Source organism: Yoonia sp., assembly GCF_017854415.1.
Lineage (GTDB): Bacteria > Pseudomonadota > Alphaproteobacteria > Rhodobacterales > Rhodobacteraceae > Yoonia.
The window spans coordinates 39,586-55,047 of the sequence record NZ_JAFMHR010000003.1; the positions used below are offsets into that span (position 1 = coordinate 39,586).

At 54.8% G+C, this 15,462-nt stretch carries 16 protein-coding genes and 1 pseudogene; 11 read left to right on the forward strand and 6 right to left on the reverse strand.

The window, feature by feature from the left end:
- Positions 1-25: 25 nt before the first annotated feature.
- Positions 26-1,264 (reverse strand): PqqD family protein, encoded by a 1,239-nt coding sequence (locus QZ197_RS00875; protein WP_296429319.1) that lies wholly within the window; start codon positions 1,262-1,264, stop codon positions 26-28.
- 142 nt (positions 1,265-1,406) lie between these two features.
- Here QZ197_RS00875 and QZ197_RS00880 point away from each other — a divergent pair, with 142 nt between their 5' ends.
- From QZ197_RS00880 to QZ197_RS00895, 4 genes are all read left to right on the forward strand, one after another.
- Positions 1,407-1,775 carry a hypothetical protein gene (locus tag QZ197_RS00880; RefSeq protein WP_296429320.1) on the forward strand — a complete coding sequence of 123 codons (369 nt, stop codon included), beginning with the start codon at positions 1,407-1,409 and terminating at the stop codon, positions 1,773-1,775.
- Positions 1,776-2,186: 411 nt separating this feature from the next.
- On the forward strand, positions 2,187-2,891 hold the full coding sequence (locus QZ197_RS00885; protein WP_296429321.1) for an ABC transporter permease: 705 nt from the start codon (positions 2,187-2,189) through the stop codon (positions 2,889-2,891).
- Between the two features lie 5 nt (positions 2,892-2,896).
- A complete protein-coding gene (locus QZ197_RS00890; protein WP_296429332.1) occupies positions 2,897-3,592 on the forward strand; it encodes an ATP-binding cassette domain-containing protein in 696 nt (231 codons plus the stop codon).
- Complete coding sequence (locus QZ197_RS00895) at positions 3,589-4,392, forward strand: substrate-binding domain-containing protein (protein WP_296429322.1); 804 nt, start codon at positions 3,589-3,591, stop codon at positions 4,390-4,392. Before QZ197_RS00890 ends, QZ197_RS00895 begins: the two co-directional genes overlap by 4 nt.
- On the opposite strand, the gene QZ197_RS00900 is transcribed toward QZ197_RS00895, so the two are convergent.
- From QZ197_RS00900 to QZ197_RS00920, 5 genes are all read right to left on the reverse strand, one after another.
- On the reverse strand, positions 4,393-4,884 hold the full coding sequence (locus QZ197_RS00900; RefSeq protein WP_272146619.1) for a DUF6505 family protein: 492 nt from the start codon (positions 4,882-4,884) through the stop codon (positions 4,393-4,395).
- Positions 4,881-5,582, reverse strand: coding sequence for a biotin/lipoate--protein ligase family protein (locus QZ197_RS00905; RefSeq protein ID WP_296429323.1), 702 nt, complete (start codon positions 5,580-5,582; stop codon positions 4,881-4,883). The genes QZ197_RS00900 and QZ197_RS00905 overlap by 4 nt, the downstream gene beginning before the upstream one ends.
- Positions 5,579-6,646 carry an Mrp/NBP35 family ATP-binding protein gene (locus QZ197_RS00910; protein ID WP_296429324.1) on the reverse strand — a complete coding sequence of 356 codons (1,068 nt, stop codon included), beginning with the start codon at positions 6,644-6,646 and terminating at the stop codon, positions 5,579-5,581. The genes QZ197_RS00905 and QZ197_RS00910 overlap by 4 nt, the downstream gene beginning before the upstream one ends.
- Before the next feature lies 1 nt (position 6,647).
- Complete coding sequence (locus QZ197_RS00915; protein ID WP_296429325.1) at positions 6,648-6,842, reverse strand: DUF6494 family protein; 195 nt, start codon at positions 6,840-6,842, stop codon at positions 6,648-6,650.
- Between the two features lie 212 nt (positions 6,843-7,054).
- Positions 7,055-9,004 carry a 4Fe-4S binding protein gene (locus QZ197_RS00920; protein WP_296429326.1) on the reverse strand — a complete coding sequence of 650 codons (1,950 nt, stop codon included), beginning with the start codon at positions 9,002-9,004 and terminating at the stop codon, positions 7,055-7,057.
- 299 nt (positions 9,005-9,303) lie between these two features.
- On the opposite strand from QZ197_RS00920, the gene QZ197_RS00925 reads away from it, so the two are divergent.
- The 7 genes and pseudogenes from QZ197_RS00925 to QZ197_RS00955 form a co-directional block, all read left to right on the forward strand.
- Positions 9,304-9,870, forward strand: a complete 567-nt coding sequence (locus tag QZ197_RS00925) for a DUF3305 domain-containing protein (RefSeq protein ID WP_296429327.1) — start codon at positions 9,304-9,306, stop codon at positions 9,868-9,870.
- 5 nt (positions 9,871-9,875) lie between these two features.
- Positions 9,876-10,451, forward strand: coding sequence for a DUF3306 domain-containing protein (locus QZ197_RS00930; RefSeq protein ID WP_296429333.1), 576 nt, complete (start codon positions 9,876-9,878; stop codon positions 10,449-10,451).
- Positions 10,448-11,056 carry a molecular chaperone TorD family protein gene (locus tag QZ197_RS00935; RefSeq protein ID WP_296429328.1) on the forward strand — a complete coding sequence of 203 codons (609 nt, stop codon included), beginning with the start codon at positions 10,448-10,450 and terminating at the stop codon, positions 11,054-11,056. Before QZ197_RS00930 ends, QZ197_RS00935 begins: the two co-directional genes overlap by 4 nt.
- A 57-nt stretch (positions 11,057-11,113) precedes the next feature.
- Positions 11,114-11,302, forward strand: a complete 189-nt coding sequence (locus tag QZ197_RS00940) for a twin-arginine translocation signal domain-containing protein (RefSeq protein WP_296429329.1) — start codon at positions 11,114-11,116, stop codon at positions 11,300-11,302.
- Between the two features lie 93 nt (positions 11,303-11,395).
- Complete coding sequence (locus QZ197_RS00945) at positions 11,396-14,281, forward strand: formate dehydrogenase subunit alpha (protein ID WP_296429330.1); 2,886 nt, start codon at positions 11,396-11,398, stop codon at positions 14,279-14,281.
- Positions 14,282-14,293: 12 nt separating this feature from the next.
- The gene (gene fdh3B / locus QZ197_RS00950; RefSeq protein WP_296429331.1) at positions 14,294-14,887 is read left to right on the forward strand and encodes a formate dehydrogenase FDH3 subunit beta; all 594 of its coding nucleotides are present in this window, start codon (positions 14,294-14,296) and stop codon (positions 14,885-14,887) included.
- 78 nt (positions 14,888-14,965) lie between these two features.
- A pseudogene (locus QZ197_RS00955) lies at positions 14,966-15,462 on the forward strand (formate dehydrogenase subunit gamma); the annotation flags it as partial.

A 15,462-nucleotide genomic window follows, 5' to 3' on the forward strand; every position in this document is an offset into this window, starting at 1 on the left:
CGGCGAGATATGCGTTTGTTTTCGGTCACCGTACAGCCACTTCAGCGCGCGCCGGAACAATCAACTGGGCCGCAACAAGGCTGCGCATCAGGTCTTCGCTATCGGTCGCAATCTGGGTGGTCGCGACATCTTCGAAGGCCGCCATCAGGATTTCGATGACTTCGTCCAAGTTTGCCGGCTCCTTTAGCACATTCCAGATAGCAACTGATCCCGCGTTCAGGCGGTAGATTGCAAGCCCGTTGCTATCGGCAAGAAAATGATCATGACCCACTTTGGTTTCCGTCAATCCAGCGGCTTGGACATATGGACACGCCCGCATAAACTGCGGCGACGGTTGTCCCAGCATTTCTAAAGGCGCTTGCTTCAAAGCCGGATCAACAGCGCTGCTTTTTGCGGTCGGCAATGCATGAAGCGCCGGATGGTTGGCAAGAAACTGCGCTGCTTGCTCGCCGTTGTGATATGTCAGACGGTACAAAGGGAGATGATGGGTCAACACATCCGTTGCGTTCAGGATTGCGCCAGAAAGCTGTGTGCGGGCAAAATTCTGGGTGATGAGACTGGCAAGCGCGTCCGCGCGCGGGATGACTTCCAGCAATGGCTCTGTTGGGTCGTCTTGCCGTTCCAATACCACCACCGCGCCAAGTGGCATCGTCTCGCCGCCCGGCGCGACCGGGGCCGTAGACAAGTATTTGTACTGCTTATTGGAAGGGCCTGGATCCTGCTGAACCCAAGCCTGAAAGGCATCGCTGAAACTCTCCGGTAAAGGCAGGCGAATGCGTGGCACGACACCGTTTGCAATACCATGAAAGGTACGGCTTTCTGGATCAGTCCGCACAGGCAGGAAATCATCAGTGTATATTTTGTGCCCCAGTTGGCCCAGCGCTGCTGCAATCGTGCTTTTGCCTGCGCGACGGGCATTGGGAAAGACAACAAGCCTTCCGTCAAACGCAACCGCCGCGGCATGCAAGCACAAAAGCGTCGGGTCAGAGCGCAGGCGCTCCCAAGCCATTTCCGCGACAAGGTCACAAACGGCATTCACAGCATTCCAATCACGAAGATCAGAAGGCGCTTCACCAAGCGAAATTGACCAATAATCGCCGGCGCTGGGCCTGATTGTCACGAATGGCTGACTTTGACAGACGGGACTGGCGGTATGCGGCCAGCCCGCAAGGACCTCAGAGATCATAGGCACCAAACGCGCCGCATTGTCTAATGCTACAGGATTTTTTAATCCGTCAAACTGCAAATACGTCGTCTGTGTCACGGTCTGTCCTCGCTGGATGGCCCTAACGCTATCCAAAACGAACCCTCAAGAAAAGGAAAACGGTCTGACTGCTTAAGCCATGGCAGACAAACCGTTCCCCATTTAGGATTTAGTAAGAAAGGCCTTTGCTTACTGAAGACCCATGCACCGCTTGGTTCCGTCGATGTCGTTGTCTACGACCTCTCCGCCAGCAGCTTCGCATTCGCTGGACGTCATGTTCTGTCCTGACCGGCTTGGACCGCTCGACGCGCTGGGTGAGGATGCAGGGCTGGGACTGGACGTCGAACTGGGGGCAGATGCAGGACTTGGGTTGGATGCCGGACTAGGCGCAGATGCCGGACTTGGCGCTGACGCAGGGCTTGGCGCAGATGGGGCACTGACCGACGATGCGGCATGTGCAACCGACATCATGCTGAATGCCGGAATAGTATATGCGGCAAGTGCTGCCCCACCAATGCGGGTAATCGCCTTGCGACGGGAAAGTGTTTTGTCGATGTCATTGGACATTTGAATGATCCTTTTCATGGTTTGGGCGGTTCTGGATATCCACCCTGCATGGCTTTTAGCTTGGCCGCCCGTTCAAGCGCCTGAACCAACATGTCAGTGTTTTGTCAGGTTCGGTGACACGCTCTAACCAGTTCTTTCCATTGAACTTATGTACCATGTCATCATTCGCAGCACTTGTGTGGCTGGCTGTTAAGATAAATCTGCAGCCAATCAAACTCCTAGACGTTGCAGCACCTGATCAGAAATCCAAGCCGCCGGCCTTTGGTCAATGCTCCAGACATTTTTTGAACAAACGGGGCATCCTGAACTCGTTATTCTGTCAGCCCAGTGGACCCTCGACATTGATTGGCTATTGTATTTTACTAGAAAAGACCGGATCGTATTTGTTCCGCAACAAAGCAAGTGCACCGCCTCCATGATTGAAATTTTAGAGGGTTTGAAAGCCGCGTTTTGGCTGGTGATTACATTCGACGCCGAGCTTTGGGAAATTAGCCTTCGGTCACTGCGGGTTACACTGACGGCGCTCTTGATAGCTTCGGCTATCGCGATCCCCTTGGGGACCTATCTCGCGGTGCAACGCTTTCGGTTTCGCCGTTTTGTCATATCATTGATCAACGCCTTGATGGGCCTGCCGCCGGTTGTTGTCGGGCTTGTTGTCTATATTTTGTTGTCCCGCACGGGGCCGTTTGGGGTGCTTGATCTCCTGTTCACGCCCACGGCTATGATCATCGCCCAAGTCATCATCATCACGCCCGTGATTGCCTCCATCGCGCATCAATCCATGCGCGAGCTTTGGGCCGAATACCATGATCTTCTGATCTCGCTGAATACGTCAAAAAGGCAACGTATTCTGACGTTAATCTGGGACGGCAGACGGAATTTGTTGACTGCCGCGCTCGCCGGATTTGGGCGTGCTATTGGTGAGGTCGGTGCGATCATGATCGTTGGTGGAAACATCGATCACGTAACACGCGTTTTGACGACGGCGATTGCGCTGGAAACGGGCAAAGGCGATTTTGCGCTCGCCCTTGGACTTGGCTTTGTGCTGATCGGTCTTGCGATTTTGGTGAATTTGGCGATCCACACGTTGTCACAAACAGAGCGGGAGGGCCGCTGGTGACACAGATGTTCCCATTAACCCTTGATCAAGTTTTGGTGCGTCGGCGTGGCAAAGCTGTCATCGGTCCGACCAACCTTGTGCTTCAGCCCGATGGCCCCACAATCATTATTGGGCCAAACGGTTCGGGCAAGACCACATTGCTGCGTGTGATGCACGGGATCGAACGGGTGACCAGCGGCACGGTTGCTTGGCAGCATAATGATCCGTCGCAACACGCCTTTGTCTTTCAGTCCCCAATCGTCTTGCGGCGATCGGTTTATGAAAATCTGGCTTATCCATTGCGGTTAATCCAAACGCCGAAGCCTGAAGTTGCGCAAGCGGTGGATCATTGGTTAGAACGCATTGGTCTTGCCGATATGCGCCATAGTCCAGCGTTGCGTTTGTCAGGTGGCGAGAGGCAAAAGCTAGCCATTGCGCGGGCGCTTATTCGCAAACCACAGGTCCTATTTCTGGACGAACCTTGCGCAAACCTTGATGGCCACGCCACCCGCGAAATCGAGGCGCTGCTCCAAGAAGCCACTGCAGCAGGAACCCGCCTTGTGATGTCGACACATGACATGGGTCAGGCCCGCAGGCTTGCGCAAGAACTCGTCTTCATGTTGGGTGGCAAAGTACATGATGTGGGCGATGCAGAGACCCTATTCACAAGCCCCGCAAACAAAGAGCTATCAGCGTTTCTAAGAGGAGATATCGTAACATGATCAGAAGTTTTTCGGCGCTTATCCTTGCGCTTTGGGCTACGGGCAGTACCGCTGAAGAGATGCGTTTGGCAGTAACAACGTCTTTTGATAGCTCGGGATTAGCGGATGTACTTCTGCCTGCGATCAAGGAAGATCTTGATCTGGACGTGCAATTGCTTGTCGTGGGAACCGGACAAGCGCTTCGATTGGGCGAGGCAGGCGATGTCGATGCCGTTCTGGTTCATTCCAAAGCCGCGGAAGAAGCATTCGTCGCCGCAGGTCATGGCACGCACCGTCGCGAGATCATGTATAACGATTTTGTCCTGATTGGCCCCGCAACAGATACGGCTGGAATTGCGGATGCGGCCAGTGCTGCAGATGCATTGCAACGCATCGAAACCGCACAATCCCTTTTCGTCAGCCGTGGTGATGACAGCGGTACACACAAGGCAGAGTTGACCGTTTGGGCGCAAGCTGGGTTTGACGCAAGTACCTTTGACAGTTGGTATCGTTCTGTCGGGGCTGGCATGGGTCAGGCTTTGAACACCGCCGCCGCGATGGATGCCTATGTTCTGTCAGATCGGGCCAGTTGGCTGAATTTTGCAAACAAGGCCGAATTGGCGCTGCTCTATTCCGGCGACCCTGCCCTGTTTAACCAATACGCATATCTTCCTGTCGCACCGGCTAAAAACGAAAACGTCCGCAATGATTTGGCGATGGTGCTTGAGGCATGGCTGACGGGTCCCCGCGCAGAGGCGTTGATCAATGGCTATGCGATCAATGGCGAGACGCTTTTTGTGTTCAACGCACAGCCAAAGTGATCAGTGCTGGTGTGGTTCATCCAATGAGCCATGCACAGCGAACTGGTTCATGTCCGCTTCTTGAGGTTCAATAACACGGTAGGTTTCTTTGACGCCGGCTTCGGTCAGTTCACGCGCAACCGTGAGCAGCGTATTTGGCCCATGATCGGCGCAAAGCTCTGCCATTTGGTTGATTTCTTCCATCGCGACAGCGTGTGCCGCATCAAGCGACGGCGCGCCGTAAATCTCGACAAAGTGTCGGGCAAGCAGGCCCGCAATTGCATCGTGTTCTTGCGGTTCAATTTGTGTGACGGCCACAAAGCTGACACGCCCATAGGTTTCACACCCCATCCAGCCATTCGCAAATGCCTGTCTGGCTTTGCCAACAAGATCGGCTTCGCCCCAGTTTGAAAATTCAAACCCACCTGAAATGCACCATTCACCCGTGCGCGCCGGATTGTGGAACACACGAGAGTCGCTTTCGTCAAAATGTATCGCGCGGGCAAGTTTCATGTGGGCCTCGTCAGATTAACGGTAAGTGGGACAAGTGTTGTCTTTTCATCGACCTTCAACAAGAGGCCAAGGTCTTCATCCAGCCCGCTGTAGGTGCCGGTTTGGCCCGCGACCGTGATTTCGCCTTCTAGCCCGTGTGCAAGTCCAGACCATTCACGGTGAAGCTGTGCCGTGCCGGTGTCAGCCCAAGCGTTGATACCAACCAACGTATGACGCACCCATGCTTCTAGCAAGGCGACCGCATCAACCTCTGCGCAGCCTTCGGCATAAAGGGCAGTGTCGTCTGGCGTCAGGCCAGTGTCGTCGCTAAGTGGCCACAAGGAAAGTGTAAGGTCGATGACCAACCAATCGGGTTCATTTTCGGGCAGACCGGACGCTGCCATATGCATAGCCCCGCATCGTCCGCCATTGACGTAAATCGTCCCATCCCAACCCAGATGCACACCCACTTCCGGTGGGGCCAGCGCACCAAGCGCGTTTTGGAACCCTACACCGCAAATCGGCAGCATAACCGCCGCTTTTGCCAAAGTAACGTCAGGCGCAAAAACGATCGCCGCCCGCAAGGTGTCCGGCGCAAGATCATAGATCACGAGACCCGCATCGCAACCAGCCTCGGCCGTGGTACAGGCTAGTGCAAACGGGTCACCCCCGTTCGCATCCTGCCCGGTAAAAAGCGGCGGAAACGACGGTGCGATCATGCGTGACCCTTAGCGATTAGATCGCGTGCGACACTGCGGAATGCAGCAGCTTGGGCGCTGTCTGGCTTGGACACGACTATCGGCGCACCGCCATCGGCGGCGAGACGGATATCAATGTGCAGCGGTATTTCTGCCAACAAGGGAACCCCAAGTTTTTCGGCTTCTTTCGCAACGCCACCATGACCGAACATATGTTCTTCATGACCGCAGGCGGAACAGATATGCGTCGACATGTTTTCGATCATGCCAATCAACGGTGTTCCTAATTGGTTGAACATGTCGATCCCCTTGCGGGCATCAAGAAGCGCGATGTCTTGCGGCGTTGAAACGATGATCGCGCCGTCCAACTGCGACTTTTGCGCGAGCGTCATTTGCACATCGCCCGTGCCGGGTGGCAAGTCGACGATCAGCACATCTAGCGCGCCCCATTGAACTTGGGTCAGCATTTGTTGCAGCGCGCCCATCAGCATTGGGCCACGCCACACAACGGCTTGATCTTCATTCGCCATCAAGCCCAGCGACATCATAGTGACACCAAAATTGCGCATTGGCAGGATCGTTTTGCCGTCGGGTGACGCAGGTCTGCCTGATACCCCCAACATACGCGGCTGACTTGGGCCGTAAACATCCGCATCCAACAAACCGACGCGGCGCCCTTCAGCGGCGAGCGCACAGGCAAGGTTAGACGCGACAGTCGATTTCCCGACGCCGCCTTTGCCAGAAGCCACCGCGATAATGCGGTCCACTCCGGGGATCTTTTCAGGGCCAGCAGGTGCGCCGCCACGTTGTGGCTTAAGGTCCGGCGGTGCAGCAGGTGCACTATGCGCGGTCATGACAACCGATACAGATGCGACCCCGTCGCATGCTTTAATCTTGGCCTCGGCATCATCCTTAAGGGCGGTGTATGCTTTTGCGTGGCTGCCATTGACCTCCATGACAAAACGCACATTGCCGTCTTCAACTGTGAGAGCCTTGACGATCCCGGCTTCGGTGATGGATGTCCCACTGATTGGATCAATGATGTCCTTGAGGATGGACAGGACTGTTTCTCGGGTAATCGCCACGTTAAGATTGTCCTTCGATTTTGCCGGTTACAGTATGTTCAAGCTCGAGCCCATCAATCGTCAGAACGACTTTGGCGTCAAAACTTTGTCCGCTCGTGTCGCCGCCCTTGCGCAGGGCGTCTTCGATGGCCTGTTGCGAGGTCACGCCGACCTGCTTGAGGAACTTGCGCATCGACATGTTAAAATCATCACTCATTGGGATGTCTCCATATTGCTTGGCCGTTTTGCTGACTGCGGCCTAAGTTGCTGCAGTTCAAAACGGGATCGTTGATGAGAGATCACAGGTACCCTCTTTAAAATTGATCTTGCCCGCAAATGCGGCGGCGACGGGAACGTTCAAGTTGTCTGCCCCCGACAAAATTGTCCAGTCCGGGCTTTTGCTAAACCCCTTGGCTAAGCGCCGCAAAATCAGTGATCCTTGCGCTTGGACAGATAGTCATCTGTCGTACGTGGACGCGGTCTGTCGCCACCTGCGAAGGGGTTATTTTCCGAATGGTATTGGGCATTGATGCGGCAATTGTCGCACATCTGGATCATTTTGATCGTGTCTGGGTTCGAGAACATCGCGTGATTACCAGCGAGCTTTTCAGTGATCTTTTCGACAGTCGATTTGACGCCAAATAAAATACCGCACTCGATGCAAGCAAAAGGTTCTTCTTCGTTCAGGATTGACTGGGATAACGCGGCATCGGTCAGATCAAGCTGCGGCTGCAGGGTAATTGCCTTTTCAGGGCAGACATTGGTGCAAAGTCCACATTGCAAACATGCGTCCTCTTGGAACCGAAGTTGCGGCAGATCGGAATTGTCGCCTAATGCCCCAGATGGGCAAAGCGACACACAGGCCAAGCACAACGTACATGCATCTGTGTCGACAATGACGGCGCCATAAGGCGCGTTGGCTGGCAGTGGCAGCGTTTCGACACCAGGATTAAGTGCCTTGGCCGACAATCGCGCAACTTGTCTGCGTGTGCCAAGCGGCAGGATCGGGCTTGCGATTGCAGACTTTCGCGCGTCTCCAAACAGATGATCCGACAGCGCATCAGGGTCTTCGAAATCAAGTAATGCGACCGTTCCGGGCGCTATCGCATTGGCCAATTCCGCCTGCGGCACCAGCGCGTCGCGCTCTGTTTTGGGGGCCAGCAAAACGTCAACACGGGCAAAGCCGCTGGCCAGCGCGCCAACCATCTCTGCGTGGCCAAATCCGGCAAGTGCTTCGACCTCCATGGGGATCACATGCGCGGGCAATCCACGTCCATAGCGTGCACCCAGACTGATCATCTGTCCGCCGTGATCATCATGCACCAACAGCGTGGCGTCTTTTCCGCCCGCACTGCGATAGCTGCTTGCCAATGTATTGATCCGGCGAAAGACAAAATCTGACGACGGAGCGTCATAGCTGATCGCACCTGAGGGGCAGACGGCAGCACATGCGCCGCATCCCGCACAGATCATTGGATCAATGCTGACATGTTCGCCTGCCGAAACGATTGCGCCCGTCGGACACACGTTTAGGCAATTTGAACATGCGGGCTTTTCTGCACGCGAATGCGCACAAAGACTTGTCTCCATGCGGATATAAAACGGTTTTTCAAACGTACCCACAAGCTGGCTTGCAGCAAAGATTGCATCAGCAACAGCCACCATGCTTTTGGGATCAGCGCGGACGTATCCGTCACGTTTCTCTGGCGCGGGGAAAAGCGGGGCAGCCCCCGAAAGATCAAGAATAATATCACATTGCGACAGAGCACCATCCCGCGCGGGGGTCATCGCAGGTGTGCCGCGGCCGCCCGAAACACTTTGTTGAAAATCATTAATGCGGACTTCAAATCGCCCGAGTGTTCCAGTCGCTTGGTGCAAATTTCCAACGACGGTATCGTAATTGGGCGACGGAATAACCTCCGTGCCCGGAGCCAGCAAAACAGTGACAGATAGTGCCTCTCCAAGCTTTTCAGCGGCCGACAGAACAACATCTGCAGCCCCAACAATCATGCAGGTGCCTTCGCTGATAATATCAAAGGACTTTTGCGCAGGTGGGTTCAAAGCAGCATCAGCGATCAAAGCGGCCATCTTTGGCGTGGTGTCTGCTGCATCATCTGTCCATCCAGCACGGTCGCGAATGTCGACAAAATCAGGCGCGCTGGCGTCCATATCTTCGGCAAGCGAAGCGAAGCGATGTGCTTCTTGCTGGCAAGCAATGACGACATCGCCCTCAGCAATCGCCTTGGCCGCGATGTCGATCTGATCGGTGCAAAGGCTTGTAAAACAGGTGCGACATCCAAGCCCGGTCGCTTTTTCTAAAGCAGCAGCATCGACTTTCTGAGATCCGAGACAATCACACACCAATAATGTTTTCGACATGGTTTTCCTCGATTTTCATGAACTTAGGTCGCGACTTAGCTAGGCAGGAAAATCCGGCACAGTAAACCCGAATTCCTACCCGAGACTGACTTTAGCGGCTGCATATGGTTACTGCAGGGACAATTTGTCGCCCAATTATCAGGCCGGTTTGGCCCTCGATTTCCTGTTCAGTATGGGGCTAGGGCAATGCCGCAACGCAGAATGATATTGGCTTCTCTTTCAGAACTAAATTGTTTCTTTGCGTTTCGCTTATACTAGTCCATGCTGTTTGAAAGAATCTGCCACCAACGGAGTACCACTTGAAGTTCGAATACCCAGACTCTCAGACGTTGCCACTTGGCGTTGTCGTCAAGCGTTCAATTGGTGTGACGAGATGGGCAAAGTATGCTTGGAAAGCGACAGACGTGTTACCGGGCGCCGGACCTGCCGATTGGAAAGTGCTGCGAACCGATGGTGATGTGACCGAATTTCACGCGGCGACACTCCCTTTGACACTCTATGTTTCGGACGCCGAAGCATACGCGCACGAACTTCAGGCGCGGATACCTTCGGTTTACGCAGTTCTACGGCCCGGCGATGTAAACGCCGATGTGCCATGGACCGTCGCACTTGTGACCGCGTCCCCCTACGAGGCGCAGGATTATTGCGATTCCGCTGAAGAACTGGTTGAGAAAATTCCAATGTCAGACGGGCTTGGTGCATGGGTCACTGCGTTTGTTGAAAAGCATTACGAAGAAGAGGCATTTGTAAAACGCCGCCGGAAAAACGCCCGTGTTGACCAAAGCCAAGATGGCATTGGCGATCCGCGTATCCGCCAAGTGAGCGACGTCTACCGCGCGCCGCGCCGCAAAGAGGTGCCAAATTGAGCGATATGATGTCATCATGGTCGCGCCGTCGGGCCGCTGTCGCTGCTGAATCCGAAGAAGCAGACGTCGCCGCGCAAGAAGCCGCACATGCGCTTGAGCAAGAAGCGTTGGCAGAAAAAACTGACGAAGAGATACTTCAAGAGCTTGGCTTGCCAGATCCAGACAGCTTGGGACTTGGTGATGATTTTAAGGCGTTCATGTCCAAATCCGTGCCGCAACATCTGCGCAAACGCGCGCTGCGCAAACTGTGGCGCAGCAATCCCGTGTTGGCCTGCGTTGACGGGCTGAATGATTACGACGACGATTACTTGGCCCAAAGCCTTGGCCAAGGTGTGATCAAAACCTCTTATCAGGTTGGCAAAGGCATGTTGGCGCACCTGTTAGAAGTTGAGCGCCTCAAGAATGCTGACCCAGAAACTGCGACGCTTGAGGTCGCGGTTGATGAGGAAGTTGTTGAAATCGCCGCCGAAACATTGAATGAATGTGGTGACGTGGCCGATGACGTCCACGTAGTTGATGAAGAACCAGCACCAAGCGCGCCCCGCCGGATGCAGTTCCAGTTTGAGGACGACACCGCATGAATGTTGCCGCCGCCATCGCAGAAGTACCTCAAGAAGATCGGCTGCGCGCGGACCTTTACAACTACTTGGGTCTCATGCTTGCAGGTCCACCTGATCAACTGCTGTTGGATCAATCAGCCGATCTAAGTGGTGACGAAACGGACCTTGGGCAGGCGATCAATGGGCTGGCACGGGTTGCTAAGATCACAAAGCCAAAGGCCGTACGCACGGAATATAACGCCCTGTTCATCGGACTAGGCCGAGGCGAGCTTTTGCCATTTGCAAGCTACTACCTCACAGGGTTCTTAAACGAAAAGCCGCTAGCGAATTTACGCGCAACTATGGCCGATTTCGGCATGACGCGCGCGAACGACGTGTTCGAGCCGGAAGATAACATCGCTTCATTGATGGAAATGATGGCGGGCATGATCGTCGGTCGCTTTGGCCGCGTGGCAAGTGTGGCCGAGCAACAAACGTTCTTTAACGCGCATATTAGCACATGGGCGACACATTATTTCAACGACCTGCAAGGGGCCAAATCATCAATTCTGTACGCATCAATCGGTGCGGTCGGTTTGGCCTTCATGGAAATCGAAAAAGAAGCATTTCGCATGTCCGCAAGCTAGTGGACTTGCCATACAACCGGTGGGGATGCCCGCCAAAGAAGCAAAGGGAGACATCCTATGACCGATAAAAAAGCAGGCGCTAGCCGCCGTGACTTTCTGAAACTGGCGGGAACTGCTGCACCAGCAGCTATCGCCGTGGCGGCAGGCGGGGCAACACAAGCCGCAGCAGAGCCGGCAGATCTTTCATCACAGACGATGCAAGATACCGATCACACGCGCGCTTACTTCGAAAGCACTCGTTTCTAGGTTCGTTTCATGGCCGCCGTCACCGTTGAGGAGAATGATGACAGAGCGACCTAAAAGAGTTCATCCGGCAAGACCGGATAAGGGAGGAAGAAGATGCTGAGGAAAAAGACCAACGGGTACACACGCCGGTCCGGTCGTTCGCCAATCATGGTGAACAAAGGATCGAATGGCATTGATCGTCGTGGTTTCTTGCGCGGATCAGGTCTTGCGATCGGTGGCTTGGCCGCAATCGCAGCGACAGGTGGTTCAGTCACGCAAGCAACTGCGCAATCTGCAGCGACCCGCGCAATCGAGACAATCAAATCAGTCTGCACACACTGTTCTGTAGGCTGTACAGTCATCGCCGAAGTCGACAATGGCGTCTGGACGGGTCAAGAACCCGGCTGGGACAGCCCGTTCAACTTGGGTGCACATTGCGCCAAAGGTTCAGCGGTGCGCGAGCACGCTCACGGCGAGCGTCGCCTAAAGTACCCGATGAAAAAAGAGAACGGTGAATGGGTTCGCATCTCTTGGGAAACCGCGATCAACGAGATCGGCGACGGCATGACGAAAATCCGCGAAGAAAGCGGGCCCGATTCTGTCTATTGGCTTGGTTCTGCCAAGCACAACAACGAACAAGCCTATCTGTTCCGCAAGTTTGCTGCCTATTGGGGCACCAACAACGTCGATCACCAAGCGCGGATTTGTCACTCGACGACTGTTGCTGGTGTGGCGAACACATGGGGCTACGGCGCCATGACGAACAGCTACAACGACATTCATAACTCCAAGGCGATCTTTCTGATCGGTGGCAACCCAGCCGAGGCACATCCAGTGTCGCTGCTGCACATGCTCAAAGCCAAAGAGCAAAACAACGCGCCTTTGATCGTTTGTGACCCTCGTTTCACGCGGACTGCAGCACACGCTGACGAATATGTCCGTTTCCGGCCCGGCAGCGACGTTGCTCTGGTTTGGGGTATCTTGTGGCACATCTTTGAAAACGACTGGCAAGACAAAGAATTCATCCGGACACGTGTTTGGGGAATGGACCAGATCGAGACCGAAGTAGCGCGCTGGACGCCCGAAGAAGTTGAACGCGTTACTGGCGCACCCGGCAGCCAGCTGGAACGTGTCGCTAGGACCCTTGCAAACAACCGCCCCGGCACTGTGATCTGGTGCATGGGTGGCACGCAACATACCAACGGTAACAACAACACCCGTGCGTATTGCATCCTTCAATTGGCCCTTGGCAACATGGGCACCGCAGGTGGTGGTACTAACATTTTCCGCGGCCACGACAACGTACAGGGTGCCACTGACCTTGGCGTTCTTGCTGATACGCTGCCTGGTTACTACGGACTGTCAGCAGGTTCATGGGCACATTGGGCCCGTGTTTGGGAAGAAGACCTTGATTGGCTCAAGGGTCGGTTCTCAACTGCAACGGTGGGCGATACCGCAATGATGAACCTGACAGGTATTCCTGTCAGTCGCTGGATTGACGGCGTGCTCGAAGAAGCGGCGGATATCGATCAACCCGATAACGTGCGCGCCATGGTGCTTTGGGGCCATGCGCCAAACAGCCAAACGCGTCAGAAGGAAATGAAAACGGCAATGGAAAAGCTCGACATGCTTGTCGTTGTTGACCCATATCCGACTGTGACGGCTGTCCTGCAAGACCGCCAAGACGGTGTTTATCTGCTGCCCGCATGTACGCAGTTTGAAACACGCGGCTCTGTGACAGCTTCCAACCGGTCGCTGCAGTGGCGTGACAAAGTGGTTGAACCACTGTTTGAATCCCTGCCCGATCATACGATCCTGGCGATGTTCTCGGAGAAATTCGGCTTCCACGACAAGATCTTCCGCAATATCGCGATTGATGAAGGCGGCGAGCCGAACGTCGAAGACATTACCCGCGAGTTTAACCGCGGCATGTGGACGATTGGCTATACCGGCCAAAGCCCAGAGCGCATGAAGCTGCACATGGCCAACCAGCACACATTTGACCGTACAACCTTGCGGGCTGTTGGTGGTCCAGCAGATGGGGACTTTTACGGGATGCCGTGGCCTTGCTGGGGCACACCCGAGATGAACCACCCCGGTACTGCGAACCTTTATGACATGTCGATGCCCGTCGCCGAAGGTGGCCTAACATTCCGCGCCCGCTTTGGTGTGGAACGTGACGGCGACAACCTTTTGGCCGAAGGGGTATTTACCCCCGGTTCCGAAATCGAGGATGGCTATCCAGAGTTCACCATGCAGATGCTAATGGATCTTGGATGGGACGGTGATCTGACGGCTGATGAACGTGCCGCTATCGATGCGGTCGCAGGCCCGAACACCAACTGGAAAACTGACCTGTCAGGTGGCATCCAGAGGGTTGCAATCAAACACGGTTGCGCACCATTCGGAAACGCCAAGGCGCGTGCAGTGGTTTGGACCTTCCCTGACCCTGTGCCAACGCACCGTGAACCGCTCTATTCAAACCGGCGGGATCTGGTTGCGGATTATCCGACCTACGAAGACAAGAAGTTCTGGCGCGTCCCGACACTATACGCATCAATCCAGGAACAGGACTTTTCGCAGGAGTATCCGATTATCCTGACGTCAGGCCGACTGGTTGAATACGAAGGTGGTGGCGATGAAACCCGCTCGAACCCATGGCTTGCGGAATTGCAGCAAGACATGTTCGTAGAAATCAACACACGTGACGCCAACAACTTGGGTGTCCGTGATGGCGCACAGGTCTGGGTCGAAGGCCCCGAAGGCGGCAAGGTCAAGGTTATGGCCATGGTCACCGAACGGGTCGGCGAAGGCGTTGCATTCATGCCGTTCCACTTTGGTGGACACCTGGAAGGTGTTGATCTAAGGGATAAATATCCAGAAGGGGCCGATCCGTTTGTATTGGGTGAATCCTCCAACACAGCACAAACATACGGCTATGACAGCGTAACCCAGATGCAAGAGACCAAAGCGACTCTTTGCAAAATCTGGACAGCATAAGGGAGAAGTAGAATGGCTAGAGCAAAATTTCTCGTTGATGCTGAACGCTGCATCGAATGCAATGCCTGCGTAACAGCGTGTAAGAACGAGCACGAAGTGCCTTGGGGTATCAATCGCCGTAAGGTCGTTACCATCAACGATGGTTCACCAGGAGAGCGGTCAATCTCGGTCGCGTGTATGCACTGTTCTGACGCACCTTGCATGGCCGTGTGTCCGGTAGATTGTTTTTACCAGACAGCGGACGGCGTTGTGCTGCACTCAAAAGACCTCTGCATCGGGTGCGGTTACTGCTTCTACGCATGTCCGTTCGGTGCGCCACAGTTCCCACAAGCGGGCAACTTTGGATCGCGCGGCAAGATGGACAAATGTACCTTCTGTGCCGGTGGCCCTGAAGAAAACAACTCAAGCGCTGAGTTCGCCAAGTACGGACGCAACCGGATCGCAGAAGGCAAATTGCCAATCTGCGCCGAGATGTGTGCTACAAAGGCTTTGCTGGCCGGTGACGGGGACACAGTTTCCGACATCTACCGCGAACGCGTTGTGGCCCGTGGCTTTGGTTCGGGTGCTTGGGGTTGGGGTACTGCCTACAGCCAAAAAGGCGGCTAATCGCCCCTTTTGCAATGCATGAAAAGGGGCGGCCTTTAAAGGGCCGCCCTTCTTTGATCTGACAGTGAGGACTGATCGATGCTCCGTCTTATGACCCTTATTGCTTTGCTGTGGACCCTTGCCGTGCCTGTCACGGCTCAAGAGGCTACAGACCCGTCGCGTGCAGCCACTGGTGGGGCGCAAACACTCGAAGATATCCTGCGCCGGCAAGAAGGTCAGGTCATCGACGACAGTTTTCGCAGTGATGTCACGGGAAACCCTGATCTCGCTGCTCCAATAACAGAGCAATTAGGCACTTTAGGCGGCGCATCCGATCCAGATCTTTGGCGCGCGTTCCGCTATAGCTCTGCTGATATCAGCACCCAAGACCGCGGCCCTGCCACGACGACCTTGATACAAGACGGCGGCATGTGGTGGCTCTTGTTTCGCGAAGGGCCATTGCTCAAAATGGCAGCCTATCTGCTTGGTGGGACAATCCTTGCACTGGCGCTCTTTTACCTGATCCGCGGGCGTATCAAGATTGACGGCAAGAAAACTGGCCGAACGATCACCCGCTTCAAAGCGTTTGAACGTTT

Excerpts from the sequence above, each read along its gene's own strand:
- QZ197_RS00880 (WP_296429320.1), top strand. The coding sequence starts at position 1,407 with ATGCACCGCTTGGTTCCGTCGATGTCGTTGTCTACGACCTCTCCGCCA.
- QZ197_RS00885 (WP_296429321.1), top strand. The coding sequence starts at position 2,187 with ATGATTGAAATTTTAGAGGGTTTGAAAGCCGCGTTTTGGCTGGTGATT.
- QZ197_RS00890 (WP_296429332.1), top strand. The coding sequence starts at position 2,897 with ATGTTCCCATTAACCCTTGATCAAGTTTTGGTGCGTCGGCGTGGCAAA.
- QZ197_RS00895 (WP_296429322.1), top strand. The coding sequence starts at position 3,589 with ATGATCAGAAGTTTTTCGGCGCTTATCCTTGCGCTTTGGGCTACGGGC.
- QZ197_RS00900 (WP_272146619.1), bottom strand. The coding sequence starts at position 4,884 with ATGAAACTTGCCCGCGCGATACATTTTGACGAAAGCGACTCTCGTGTG.
- QZ197_RS00905 (WP_296429323.1), bottom strand. The coding sequence starts at position 5,582 with ATGATCGCACCGTCGTTTCCGCCGCTTTTTACCGGGCAGGATGCGAAC.
- QZ197_RS00915 (WP_296429325.1), bottom strand. The coding sequence starts at position 6,842 with ATGAGTGATGATTTTAACATGTCGATGCGCAAGTTCCTCAAGCAGGTC.
- QZ197_RS00920 (WP_296429326.1), bottom strand. The coding sequence starts at position 9,004 with ATGTCGAAAACATTATTGGTGTGTGATTGTCTCGGATCTCAGAAAGTC.
- QZ197_RS00930 (WP_296429333.1), top strand. The coding sequence starts at position 9,876 with ATGATGTCATCATGGTCGCGCCGTCGGGCCGCTGTCGCTGCTGAATCC.
- QZ197_RS00935 (WP_296429328.1), top strand. The coding sequence starts at position 10,448 with ATGAATGTTGCCGCCGCCATCGCAGAAGTACCTCAAGAAGATCGGCTG.
- QZ197_RS00940 (WP_296429329.1), top strand. The coding sequence starts at position 11,114 with ATGACCGATAAAAAAGCAGGCGCTAGCCGCCGTGACTTTCTGAAACTG.
- QZ197_RS00945 (WP_296429330.1), top strand. The coding sequence starts at position 11,396 with ATGCTGAGGAAAAAGACCAACGGGTACACACGCCGGTCCGGTCGTTCG.
- fdh3B (WP_296429331.1), top strand. The coding sequence starts at position 14,294 with ATGGCTAGAGCAAAATTTCTCGTTGATGCTGAACGCTGCATCGAATGC.